Here is a 12,016-nt window from a genome sequence, read left to right on the forward strand (position 1 = left end):
AAGGGAGGGCTGATCGCGGGGAAGGACGGGACCTTCGTCCCTTAGCGCGACCCCGGTGATCGGCGAAGCTGGAGGGCATGAAAGTCGATTCAGCGGGACTGGACGTGCTCTCCCGTGGAGAGTGCCTCGAACTGCTGTCCTCGACGCCGATCGGGCGGATCGTCTTCACCGACCGTGCCCTCCCCGCGGTACAACCGGTCATCTTCTGCCTGGACGGTGAGGACATCGTCATACGCACCGACGCGGGATCCAAACTGGCCGCGGCCACCCGCGACACCATCGTGGCCTTCGAAAGCGACGAGTTCGACCCCCGGACGCACGCCGGATGGTCGGTCACCGCGGTCGGGCACGCCCGCGGCGTCCACGACACCGCAGAGATCGACCGGCTGTCGGCGTTGCCACTGGCGGCGTGGGTGCCGGGCGAACAGGACCATTTCATCGTGCTCAGCACCCAGCAGCTCTCCGGCCGCCGTCTTCGCCCCTGAAAGCCGTCTCCCCGGGCCGTGAGAGCCACTCCTTGTCCGGGTGCCTGTTCTTCTGCGGCCTCGGCGTCCGTCTACCTCCGTCCCGGCCGCCGGTCCCGCACCGGCCCTGATCTCCGTCTCCCGCGGCCCTCCGGTCACCGGTCCGGGCTCCCGCCGCCCGGATCTCCCCGCTCCGCCTCGCGCTCGGTCTCCTCGATCCCCTCCGACAGCCGTGTTTTCTCCTCCGCCCCCCATCCGCCACGGTGGGCACGCACCCTCCCGGATGCGTGCCGAGCCGAAACCACCACACGGACATTGGAGACAGGAAACCCGTGAAGCATTATTCTGCGAATAAGTTCAGGGTCCGCTACCGTAGGGGCGCCTCATAACTTTCTCAAGGAGCATGGAGATGGCAAAGCAGATTCAAGAGATTCTCATTGACGACCTGGACGGCGGACGGGCGGACGAGACGGTTACTTTCGCACTCGACGGCACCTCCTACGAGATCGACCTGTCGGATGTGAACGCGAAGAAGCTGCGGGACGCCCTTGAGCTCTATGTCGGCAACGCTCGCCGAGTTACCCCCGAAAAGCGTCGTGGCCGTCGCGGCAAAACCGTTCTGACAAGGGAGAAGGCCGCGGAAATTCGCGAGTGGGCCAGACAGCAGGGGTTGAACATCAGCGAGCGAGGACGCATCGCGAGCGCCGTGGTGGAGCAGTACGAGGCGGCACACTAGCGACACAACGACATCCGGTCTCCCGCCGGTCGGCCTTTCACATATCAGAAGGCCCCGGCGCCCGCGCCGCCCTCCCGTCCACGCGACCGGTCCCATGTTTTCCGGCCGCGCCGTCCGGGGGCTTCCCCGTCGCGCTGTTCCCGCGCTTCCCGGGGGGCGTACGGTTCGCGCGCTTCCCGAACATGCTTCCGTGCTTCCTGAGCATGCTTCATGCTTCCCGACTGTGCTTTTCCTTGCTTTCCGGCAGCGCCGTGCCCGCTTTTCCAGGTGCTCCGCGCACGCCCCGGCCTCTCCGGAAAACCGTCGGCCGAATTGATACCGCCTTTTCGCCCCCCACCCGGAAACAGGCAGAGCGCGCGTCCGGTCCCTTCGCCCCGGAACCCGTCCCGGCGCCGGGAGGCCGCGTGAAAAGGGGAAACACCCGGCGGAAGGACCAGGGGCGTCGCCCTCGGGCTGCCTCCGACCGGCGGCCGGCGCTCACACCGGCCGGAGGTTCCCCGGGATGACCGGCCGATCAGGTAAGGATGGCGTCCACGTAGCCCCCGTCGACGGTGTCGGACGGCTCCGCCGTCCCGGATGGACACGTTCCGTCCCCCGGACCGGCACCCGATCGGAGCGCTTCCGGTCCGCGCCTCGATCACGCGTTCCCACCGGTCCACGCCTCGATCAGGTACGTTCCCACCGATCCGCACCTCGATCACGCGTTCCCCGGGACGGGAGGCGCCGTTCTACCGGCCCAGCCGCTCACGGACGGCCGAGGCGGTGAGGTCCGCGCCGTAGAGGGGCGTGCCGGGCTGGTGGTGACGACCGCCGTCGGCCAGTCCGCCGACGTCGACCGGGTCGAAGCCGATCTGGTCGATGAGGTCGGCGGTCACCCGCTTGGCCTGCTCGTCGTCGCCGGAGATCGGGATGGCCAGCCGATCGGCGGCACCCGGTTCCCGCCCGTCGTTCAGCAGCCGCTCCCAGTAGATGGCGTTGAACGCCTTGACCACGTGAGCCTGCGGCAGATGCGCCTGCAACAGCTCGCTGGAGGTCGTGCGGTCCGCATCCAGCTCGGGGAAGGCGCCGTCACGCTGTGGGTAGTAGTTGTTGGTGTCGATCACCGTCGCGCCGTCCCGGACCGAGGTGGGAACCTCGCGGTAGCGGCCCAGCGGGACGGAGACCACCACGACGTCCCCGAAGGCGGCGGCCTCCTCGGCGGTGACCGCCTTCGCGCCGTCGCCGAGTTCCTTCTCCAGGTCACGGAGGGTCTCCGGCCCCCGGGAGTTGGAGACGGCCACGTCGTGGCCGGCCCTGGACAGCAGCCGGGCGAGAGTGCCTCCGATATGGCCGGCTCCGATCAGTCCGATCCTCATTGTGCCGCCTCCTTGTGGCATCGGGTCTTTGATCGGTCGGCAACACCGCGGGAACTCCGGCTATTCCATGATCACCTTCCGTCACCCGGTCAAAGCCCCGGCGCCGCGGTACGCCGGCGCCGCGGCACCGGCGGCGCTCCACCGGCGTGGGCGTTCACCGTTTCCGCTGTCCCACCGCGGACGTCACACCGTTGTCCCACCGCGGACGCGAATACCTCATGATCCCGGGTTGCGGCAATAGGGCGGCCTCGGGTTAATGTCTGGAGGACCGAACGCGGGAGCCCGGGGCACCGGGCTGAGAGGGCGGCTGACGCAGCCACCGACCGCTTGAACCTGACCGGGTAATGCCGGCGTAGGGAGTTGTTCAATGGTTTCGCCTGCCCGAAAGATCTACCTCGACGGCCCGCGTCCGGACATCCGGGTGCCGATGCGGGAGATCTCACTCACCAACGGGTCGAGTGTCGTGCTCTACGACACCTCGGGGCCCTACACCGATCCGGCGTACACACCCGACCTGAGCCGTGGCCTGCCGCGACTGCGGGAGGCATGGCGTTGCGCCGGCGGCGGGACCCAGCTGGCCCGCGCGCGACGCGGTGAGATCACGCCGGAGATGGAGTTCGTCGCGGTCCGCGAGGGCGTCACCGCGGAGTTCGTCCGGGACGAGCTGGCCGCGGGCCGGGCCGTACTGCCCGCCAACGTGAACCACCCGGAGAGCGAGCCGATGATCATCGGCCGGAACTTCCTGGTGAAGATCAATGCCAACATCGGCAACTCGGCCGTCTCCTCCTCGATCGAGGAGGAGGTGGAGAAGATGCGCTGGGCCACCCGCTGGGGCGCCGACACGATCATGGACCTGTCGACGGGCTCCCGGATCCACGAGACCCGTGAGTGGATCCTGCGCAACTCCCCCGTGCCCGTCGGGACGGTGCCCATCTACCAGGCGCTGGAGAAGGTCCGCGGCCGACCGGAGGCACTGACCTGGGAGGTCTTCCGTGACACGGTGATCGAACAGTGCGAACAGGGCGTCGACTACATGACGGTGCACGCGGGCGTGCGACTGGCGTACGTGCCGTTGACGGCCCGGCGGAAGACCGGCATCGTCTCCCGCGGCGGCTCCATCCTCGCGGCCTGGTGCCTGGCCCACCACGAGGAGAACTTCATCTACACGCGCTTCCGCGAGCTGTGCGAGATCTTCGCCTCCTATGACGTGACCTTCTCCCTCGGCGACGGCCTGCGGCCCGGCTCCATCCACGACGCCAACGACGAGGCCCAGATGGCGGAGCTGCGGACGCTGGGAGAGCTGACGCACGTCGCGTGGGAGTACGACTGCCAGGTCATGGTCGAAGGACCCGGGCACGTGCCGATGAACAAGATCAAGGAGAACGTCGACCTGCAGATGGAGCTCTGCTCCGAGGCGCCGTTCTACACGCTCGGCCCGCTGACCACCGACATCGCACCCGGTTACGACCACATCACCTCGGCCATCGGCGCAGCCATGATCGGCTGGTACGGCACCGCGATGCTGTGTTACGTCACCCCGAAGGAGCACCTGGGCCTTCCCGACCGGGACGACGTCAAGGCGGGTGTGATCGCCTACAAGATCGCAGCCCACGCCGCCGACCTGGCCAAGGGGCACCCCGGGGCCCAGGCGTGGGACGACGCGCTCTCCGACGCCCGCTTCGAGTTCCGCTGGGAGGACCAGTTCAACCTCTCGCTCGACCCGGAGACCGCGCGGTCCTTCCACGACGAGACCCTTCCGGCCGCCCCGGCGAAGACCGCGCACTTCTGCTCGATGTGCGGGCCGCACTTCTGCTCGATGAAGATCACCCAGGATGTGCGGGCCTACGCCGAGAAGAACGGGATGGCGGCGGACGAGGCCCTGACCGCGGGGATGCGGGAGAAGTCGAAGGAGTTCGCCGAGCGCGGCGGCCGGGTCTACCTGCCCCTGGCCGACGGCTGACCGCCGCGCCGGACTCGGGACCCGCCGTACGCCCCTTCCGATGACGGGCGGGCGGATCAGGCTGCCACCGCGCGAGCCCCGCTTCGCGCGGTGAACCGCCTGGTCCGCTCTCCGGGGGTACGGTCCGCGCGGGCGGACCCGGAGCACGACCTGCCATGACGAGGCGGAGGCCGCCACCCCGGTCAGGCGGACCCGGCCGCCGGCACGACCCCGGCGCGGTCGCCTCTAGAAGAGTTCGCCTCCGGGCAGTGTCCCGCCGCGAACCTCGTAGACCTCGGTCGCCGTCTCGGGACCGAGGAGAGCGCTGATGCGCTCGACGGTCCGGCCGTAAAGGGGGGACGCGGCAAGAGCCTCGGCACTCTCGTGATCGGCCCACAGGGTGGTCACCAGGCATCGATCGCCGTCACGGGAGAAGATCACCCCTTGGAAACCGGCCTGCTGCTCGAACATGGGCTGTGACACGTCACGGGCGAAGGCGTCGTACTCCGTCTCCATCCCCGGCAACACGGTCGCCCGCCACAACCGCACGATCATCTTCACGCTCTCCCAACTCGTACGTGGACATCGCAGGTGTCAGCACGTCCGGGACCGCGTGAATCCACGGTCCTTTCCCGGCCTGCCACCGGCGCGAAGTCTGCCATTCCGTCCCGGCGGGGGAGAAATCCTTCCGGCTCCCTCGACGTCGCTCCGGGCCTCCCGGCAGGGTCCGGCCCGACCTCCGGCAGCGGCTTCCCGGCGGCTTGCCGATGGCTTCCCGATTGCTTGCCGGTGCGACGGTGTCTCACCAGCCGTCGGTGTCGAAGGTGCTCTCGTCACGGCTGCCGTCCGTTATCCACCACTGTGACCGCCCGCTACGGCTCCAGGCGGCCTGGTAGGCGGGCGCGAACCAGACCAGTGCCAGTTCGTCCCGTCCGTCGCCGTCGTAGTCGGCCGCCGCCCGGGGTAGGGCCTGGCGTAGTCCGGGTGCCACCTTCACCCCGTCCGGCCCCTTGGCCGGTCCGAGCCGGCGGATCACCTTCCCGCCGCGTCGCAGCCCGGTCGCTCCGCCGTGGAACACCTCGACGCTGTCGGAGCCGCGGCCGATCGCGAGATCGTCGCGTTTGTCGCCGTCGAAGTCCCCCACGACCGCCCTCCGGGCGTACCCGACCTTCTTGAACACCTGCGGCGAACGCCGCGCCCCGCCGAAGTAGTAGACGGTCATCACGCCGTCGGTCTTCGGCGGCTCGGTGTCGAACCCCGGCTCTTCGTAGCGGCCGCCGTCATCGGTGATCACGACGTCGCTGTTGCCGTCGCCGTCGAAATCTCCGAACGCCGCGGCATTGCCCTTCTCCAGGCCGCTGGGTCGGTCGGACAGCCCGCCGGGACCGGCTTCGAACAGCCATGACGAGTTCCGGCTGTAGATGTCGTCGCCGTACGTGAGCAGGTCGGTGGCACGGTGGCCGTCGATCCTGCCTGCGACCAGGTACTCGAATTCCTCATAGACCGGTACGCGCCCGACGACGAGATGGTGTGCGGCGCCCTCCCGGGTGAACGGTCCGTACAGCACGGCCAGGTCATTGCCGTGATTCAGGGCCGAGTTCGGTACAGGTATCACCAGGTCGTCGTTGCCGTCGCCGTTGAAGTCCCCCGGCACGCCCCGATGCCAATTGGCGAAAGCGAAGTCGGACACGCCGGAGGGAGCCCGGACGGCGGTCGGTCTCGCATGGGGGTCCACCCCCTTCGGGCCGCCCCACACCACGTACTCGGTCCCGTAGTGCGTCGCCGCCGGGTAGCCGCCGATCACCACGTCGGCGAAGCCGTCACCGTCCAGGTCGGCCGTGCCACTACTCCTGACGTGTGCGAAGCCGAAGTCCGCAGCGTGCACCACCGTCCGGTTCCGGGGGGTGAGGCCGTCCTTCGAGCCGTACACGATCGTGAGATCGGGCGGCGCCTCCCAGTAGGGGCTCGTGAAGACCAGATCCGCGAAGCCGTCGCCGTTGATGTCGTCGGATTTGCCGCTGCCCTTTCCCGCCGCGGGTGACGGCGACGGGCTGAACGACGAAGACGCCAACGCGTTCCGCTCGAGTGCGGCGTCGCATCCGCCCAACAGCAGCGACACGATCACGACCGTGACGGCTGTCATGTTTCCGATGCTCATCGCGCTCTCGGCGCGGTTTCGCGATACATGATGATCAAGAGTACGGGAATCGGGAGACGACTGCGCGAAGACCGGTGGCGAGGACGTCGCCGCGGACGCCGAGGACCGCCCGAACTCCTGCAACCCCTCAGGGTGAACACCCGCACACCCGGACGTCACACCGGATGGGGACGTCCCCGGAGTACGGAGCGGAGACGGGCCGCCGGAGCGCACCTGACCGGGTCGGGAACATCGTCGAGTGCGAGCGCCTGGCCGCCCGGCCGGAGCAGCACCGCGCGGGCAGAACACTCGGACACGAAGAAACGGTTCGTGCCCGTCTCACTCACACGGTGCGCCTGACAGCGGCTTCCCGGTGCGACGGTGTCTCATGAGCCCTCGGTGTCGAAGCTGCTCTCATCGCGACTACCGTCCGTTATCCACCACCGTGACAGCCCGATGCCTTCCCAGGCGGGCTCGTCGTCGGGCGCGAACCAGACCAGTGCCAGCTCGTCCCGTCCGTCGCCGTCATAGTCGGCCGCCGCCCGGGGTACGGCCGGGCGCTCCTCGGGTGCCGTCTTCCCGCCATTCGGCCCCTTGGCCGGTCCGAGCCGGCGGATCACCTTCCCACCGCGTCGCAGCCCGGTCGGTCCACCGTGGAACACCTCGACGCTGTCGGTCTCGTAGCCGTCGGGGCCGCGTTGGATCGCGAGATCGTCGCGTTTATCGCCGTCGAAGTCTCCCACGACCATTCCCTGGGCGAACCTGACGTTCTTGAACACCTGCGACGCACGTCCCGCCCCGCCGAAGTAGACGGTCATCACGCCGTCGACCTCCGGCGGCTCGGTATCGTACGGCGGTTCGTCGTAGCGGCTGCCGTCATCGGCGACCACGACGTCGTCGTTGCCGTCACCGTCGAAATCCCCGAACGCCGAGGCATTGCCCTGGTTCAGCATGCGGGAGTGATGGGAAAGCCCAGCGGGACTGCCCCCGAACAGCCATGACGGCTGCTGCCCACCGTCGCCGCCGCCGTGCACGAGCAGGCCGGTGGCGCGACGTCCGCCCATCCTGGCCGCGACCAGGCCCGAGAGTTCCCCGTCGCCCGGTCCGCGCTGGACGGTGTGGCGGCGTGCGACGCCCTCTCGGGTGAACGGCCCGTACAGCACGGCCAGGTCGCTGAAACTCCCCTGCGCTTTCGCCACGAACATCGCCAGGTCACCGTTACCGTCGCCGTCGAAATCTCCCGGCACAACCCCCTGATCGGAGTCGATCGAGACGCTGGGCGGCCGGACGACGGTCGGCCTCGCGTTGGGGTCCACCCCGTTGGGGCCGCCCCACAGCAGGCGGGGCCCTCCCACCGAGGTGCTCTCGATTACCACGTCGGTGAACCTGTCGCCGTCGAAGTCGGCCGTGCCCTTGACGCTGAAGCCGCCGGAGCCGGAGTCCGCAGCTTTCACCACCGTCCCGTTCCGAGGGGTGAGACCGTCTTTCGAGCCGTACACGATCGTGACATCGAGCGGTACTTCTCCGTAATGAGGAGGGGTGGAAACCAGGTCCGCGAAGCCGTCGCCGTTGATGTCGTCAGGCTTGCCGCTGTCCTTTCCCGCAGCGGGTGCCGACGGCGTCTGCCGGGAGGAGGCGGGTGACGGTTCGGGGGATGGCGTCAGGTCGGGTGACGAGGACGGCGACGGCGACGCGTTCCGCACGGGTCCGGCGTCGCATCCGCCCAGCAACAGCGACACGACCACGACCGTGACGGCCGCGCTCTTTCCGATCCTCATCACGCCCTCGACGCGGTTACAGAACACATGATGATCAAGAGTAGGGGAACCGGGGAACGAACGCGCGAAGACCGCTGCCGAGGCCGTCGCCGCGGACGCCGATGTCCGTCCGACCGGATCCACCCCGCGCCGGCACCGCGCTCGGGTACGAAAAAATATGGTCCGTGGCCGTCCGCCGTGTCGATCCGAGGCTGCCCCGTTCGACCTGTGAGTGAGAGGGTCGAGAGGCGACCCTGATGGTGAGGAGACCGAAGATGGCGAAGTACATGCTGATCATGCGTGGTACGGACGAGTCCGTCGCGAAGATGATGGAGACGCCCTTCGAGCAGATGCTCGAGACGATGGGCCGCTTCAACGAGGAGATGATCCGGGCCGGCGTGCTCGTCGCCGCCGAGGGCCTCGACGATCCGTCCCAGGGTGTGGTGGTCGACTTCAGCGGCGAGACGCCGGTGGTCACCGACGGCCCGTACGGGGAGACGAAGGAGTTGTTCGGCGGCTTCTACCTGATCGACGTGGCCTCGAAGGAGGAGGCGGTCGAGTGGGCCAAGCGGCTGCCCGCGGTCGCCGGCACGAAGTGCGAGATCCGCCGGGTGCCGGGCATCGACGAGTTCCCGCAGGACAACGAGTGGATCGTCAGGGAGCGGGCGTGGCGCGAGCGGACCGGCCAGCTGTGACACCCGCGGCCACCGACGGCCCGCCGGGCACCGAGCCGGCGCGGCGGGCCGTCGAGGCCGTCTGGCGGATCGAGTCCGCGCGGATCGTCGGTGCGCTGACCCGCTACACCGGGGACTTCGCGCTCGCCGAGGACGTCGCGCAGGAGGCCGTGGCGGAGGCGCTCGTCACCTGGTCGCGCGAGGGTGCGCCGGCGAACCCGGTGGGCTGGCTGCTCGCGACCGCGCGGCGGCGCGCCATCGACGGCTTCCGCCGCCGATCGGCGCTCGACGAGCGGTACGCCGTGCTCGCCGGCCGGCTCGCCGAGGGTGAGGCGAGCTCGGGTGCGGTGGCCCCGCCGGACCGGCCGGACGACCTGCCGTGGGATCCCGACCGGGTCGACGACGACGTCCTCGCGCTGATGTTCGTGGCCTGTCATCCGGTGCTCTCGCCCGAGGCACGGGTGGCCCTGACGCTGCGCGTGGTCGGCGGGCTGTCGAGCGAGGAGATCGCCAGGGCGTTCCTCGTGCCCGTGCCGACCATCCAGGCACGGATCACGCGGGCGAAGAAGACGATCGCCGCGGCGGGGGTGCCGTTCGAGCTGCCGTCGGCCGGAGAACGGCGGCAGCGGCTCGGCGGTGTCCTGAGCGTGCTGTATGTGATCTTCACCGAGGGTTCGACGGCGACGGCCGGCGACCGCTTGCTACGCCCCGAGCCGGCGTACGAGGCGGTTCGGCTGGCCCGGATGCTGGCCGCGCTGCTGCCCGGCGAACCGGAGGTGCACGGGCTGCTCGCCCTGTTCGAGCTCACGGCCGCGCGCTTCCCCGCGCGCACCGGGCCCGACGGTGAGGCGGTGCTCCTGGAGGATCAGGACCGGCGTCTGTGGGACCGGTCGGCGATCCGCCGTGGCCTGGCCGCGATCGACCAGGCCACGGCCGTCGGGCACGGCCTCGGACCGTACGGGCTGCAGGCGGCGATCGCCGCCTGCCACGCGTCGGCGGCCTCGGTGCCGGAGACCGACTGGGAGCGCGTCGTGCTCCTCTACGAGGCGCTCGGCCGGGTGGCCCCGTCCCCCGTCGTCGAGCTCAACCGGGCCGTCGCCGTCGCGATGGCGAACGGGCCACGGCAGGCGCTGTCCATCGTGGACGAACTGGCCGCCTCCGACCGCCTGTCGGGGTCGTACCTGCTTCCGAGCGTGCGCGGCGAGCTGCTCGCCCGGCTCGGCCGGACCGCCGAGGCACGGGCCGAACTGGAACTCGCCGCCCGACTGTGCCGCAACGTCCGCGAGCGGTCGGTGCTGCTGCGCAAGGCGGCCGCGCTGGCGTGACATCCCCCGGCCGTCCTCCGGCGCGGTTCCGCGACACATGATGATCAAGAGTACGGGAACCGGGGAACGACCGCGCGAAGACCGGTGGTGAGGACGTCGCCGCGGATGCCGAGGACGGCTCCGAACTCCTGTGGGAGTCCCGGCCACCCCGCCCCGGGCTCTCAGGAGGTCGTTCCGTCAGGGGTCGTCAACCCTTGAGCGCGATGCCGACCGAGGTGGCCAGCGGGGTGGCGGGCCGGCCCAGCAGCGCGGCCAGGTCGCCGGTGACGGGCTCCAGCGCACCCCGGGAGACGTGGACGTCGGCGTCGACGATGGTCTCGACCAGGAAGCCGGGCAGGCCCGCACCGAGGAGGATCTCCGCGTACCGGTCGGCGGGCAGGTCGGTGTAGACGACCTCCCGGCCCGACTGGAGGGAGACCTCGGCGGCGAGTTCCGGCAGGCTCCACGCCGTGTCACCGGTGAGCTCGTAGACCTTCCCGACGTGGTCGTCCCCGGTGAGCACCACGGCGGCGGCCTCGGCGAAGTCGGCGCGGGCGGCGGAGGCGATGCGTCCCCGGCCGGCCGAGCCGACGATCGCGCCGCGCTCGACGGCGCCGGCCAGGGCGGCGGTGTAGTTCTCGGTGTACCAGCCGTTGCGCAGCAGCACGGAGGGCAGGCCGGTGGCGGTGACGGCCTCCTCGCTGGCCCGGTGCACGCGGGCCAGCGACAGCGGGCTGCGGGCCGCGTCGAACAGCGAGGTGTAGGCCAGCAGCCCCACCCCGGCCTCCTTCGCCGCCGCGGCGGCGGCGCGGTGCTGGGCGATGCGCAGGTCGTCGGGCCCGTTGGCGGAGACGAGCAGCAGCCTGTCGGCGCCGGCGAACGCCGGGACCAGGGTGTCGGGGCGGTCGTAGTCGGCCTCGCGGACCGTCACCCCCCGCCCGGCCAGGTCGGCCGCCCTGGCCGGGGTGCGGACCGCGACCGCGATGTCGGCCGCCGGGACACCGCGCTCCAGCAGGTTCTCCACTACGAGACGGCCGTACTGCCCGGTGGCCCCGGTGATGACGATCATCGATGTTCTCCTTCGGTGCCGCGGGCGCGACGGCGCCCGGAGCGTCCGGGCCGGATCGCCGGACGTCCCCCACACCGTACACTTTCTAATAGAAAGTACAAACTAATCGATAGTGCTTTCCTCTAGGTAGCATGAGGGGATGGACACGCAGACGGGCACCCCCGAGGCCGGGGAGGATCACGAGATCGACGCGCTGGCGTTCGACGTCTTCGCTCGCGGCTGCCCCTCCCGGCCCACGCTCGAACACGTCACCGGCCGGTGGGGCATCCTGGTGCTCGGCGGCCTGTACGAGGGGCCGATGCGCTTCAACGCGCTGCGCCGCCGGGTGGACGGGGTGAGCGAGAAGATGCTCGCCCAGAGCCTGCACACCCTGGAACGCGACGGGTTCGTTCACCGCGAGGCCCACGCCACGATCCCCCCGCGGGTGGAGTACCGCCTCACCCCGCTGGGGCGTGAGACGGCCGCCAGGCTCCTGGAGCTCATCGGGCACGTGGAGGCCAACATGGCGCAGGTGCTGCACGCGCGGGAGAGCTACGACCGCGGTCACGCCGGCGCCTGATCGGAGAAGACCGCGGCCCGCG

At 70.1% G+C, this 12,016-nt stretch carries 12 protein-coding genes and 1 riboswitch; of the genes, 7 read left to right on the forward strand and 5 right to left on the reverse strand.

Features of this window, described 5'->3' with window-relative positions; translation table 11 throughout:
• The first annotated feature begins 77 nt into the window (after positions 1-77).
• Both F4562_RS02795 and F4562_RS02800 read left to right on the forward strand, forming a co-directional pair.
• A complete protein-coding gene (locus F4562_RS02795; protein WP_184540660.1) occupies positions 78-485 on the forward strand; it encodes a pyridoxamine 5'-phosphate oxidase family protein in 408 nt (135 codons plus the stop codon).
• 388 nt (positions 486-873) lie between these two features.
• Complete coding sequence (locus tag F4562_RS02800; protein WP_184540661.1) at positions 874-1,200, forward strand: histone-like nucleoid-structuring protein Lsr2; 327 nt, start codon at positions 874-876, stop codon at positions 1,198-1,200.
• 728 nt (positions 1,201-1,928) lie between these two features.
• Here the strand turns inward: F4562_RS02800 and F4562_RS02805 are convergent.
• A complete protein-coding gene (locus F4562_RS02805) occupies positions 1,929-2,555 on the reverse strand; it encodes an NADPH-dependent F420 reductase (RefSeq protein ID WP_184540662.1) in 627 nt (208 codons plus the stop codon).
• A gap of 264 nt (positions 2,556-2,819) precedes the next feature.
• Positions 2,820-2,931: riboswitch (TPP riboswitch) on the forward strand.
• Between F4562_RS02805 and thiC the strand changes: the two genes are divergently transcribed.
• On the forward strand, positions 2,923-4,515 hold the full coding sequence (gene thiC, locus F4562_RS02810) for a phosphomethylpyrimidine synthase ThiC (protein WP_184540663.1): 1,593 nt from the start codon (positions 2,923-2,925) through the stop codon (positions 4,513-4,515). Its footprint overlaps the riboswitch before it by 9 nt.
• 225 nt (positions 4,516-4,740) lie before the next feature.
• Here thiC and F4562_RS02815 read toward each other — a convergent pair whose 3' ends face one another.
• The 3 genes from F4562_RS02815 to F4562_RS02825 all read right to left on the reverse strand — a co-directional run bounded on the left by F4562_RS02815 (position 4,741) and on the right by F4562_RS02825 (position 8,088).
• A complete protein-coding gene (locus F4562_RS02815; RefSeq protein WP_375782463.1) occupies positions 4,741-5,049 on the reverse strand; it encodes an antibiotic biosynthesis monooxygenase family protein in 309 nt (102 codons plus the stop codon).
• 247 nt (positions 5,050-5,296) lie between these two features.
• Positions 5,297-6,637: an FG-GAP repeat domain-containing protein gene (locus F4562_RS02820; RefSeq protein WP_184540665.1), complete on the reverse strand. Its 1,341-nt coding sequence runs from the start codon at positions 6,635-6,637 to the stop codon at positions 5,297-5,299.
• Positions 6,638-7,017: 380 nt separating this feature from the next.
• Positions 7,018-8,088 (reverse strand): hypothetical protein, encoded by a 1,071-nt coding sequence (locus tag F4562_RS02825; RefSeq protein ID WP_184540666.1) that lies wholly within the window; start codon positions 8,086-8,088, stop codon positions 7,018-7,020.
• Between the two features lie 82 nt (positions 8,089-8,170).
• On the opposite strand from F4562_RS02825, the gene F4562_RS02830 reads away from it, so the two are divergent.
• The 3 genes from F4562_RS02830 (at position 8,171) to F4562_RS02840 (ending at position 10,387) form a co-directional block, all read left to right on the forward strand.
• On the forward strand, positions 8,171-8,440 hold the full coding sequence (locus F4562_RS02830; RefSeq protein ID WP_184540667.1) for a hypothetical protein: 270 nt from the start codon (positions 8,171-8,173) through the stop codon (positions 8,438-8,440).
• Between the two features lie 223 nt (positions 8,441-8,663).
• Positions 8,664-9,083: a YciI family protein gene (locus F4562_RS02835; RefSeq protein ID WP_184540668.1), complete on the forward strand. Its 420-nt coding sequence runs from the start codon at positions 8,664-8,666 to the stop codon at positions 9,081-9,083.
• Complete coding sequence (locus F4562_RS02840; RefSeq protein ID WP_311733928.1) at positions 9,080-10,387, forward strand: RNA polymerase sigma factor; 1,308 nt, start codon at positions 9,080-9,082, stop codon at positions 10,385-10,387. The genes F4562_RS02835 and F4562_RS02840 overlap by 4 nt, the downstream gene beginning before the upstream one ends.
• A 187-nt stretch (positions 10,388-10,574) precedes the next feature.
• Here F4562_RS02840 and F4562_RS02845 read toward each other — a convergent pair whose 3' ends face one another.
• Positions 10,575-11,435, reverse strand: coding sequence for an SDR family oxidoreductase (locus tag F4562_RS02845; protein ID WP_184540670.1), 861 nt, complete (start codon positions 11,433-11,435; stop codon positions 10,575-10,577).
• A gap of 139 nt (positions 11,436-11,574) precedes the next feature.
• Between F4562_RS02845 and F4562_RS02850 the strand changes: the two genes are divergently transcribed.
• On the forward strand, positions 11,575-11,994 hold the full coding sequence (locus F4562_RS02850; RefSeq protein WP_184540671.1) for a winged helix-turn-helix transcriptional regulator: 420 nt from the start codon (positions 11,575-11,577) through the stop codon (positions 11,992-11,994).
• Positions 11,995-12,016: the final 22 nt, after the last annotated feature.

Origin of the sequence: Streptosporangium becharense (assembly GCF_014204985.1) — a bacterium.
GTDB lineage: Bacteria > Actinomycetota > Actinomycetes > Streptosporangiales > Streptosporangiaceae > Streptosporangium > Streptosporangium becharense.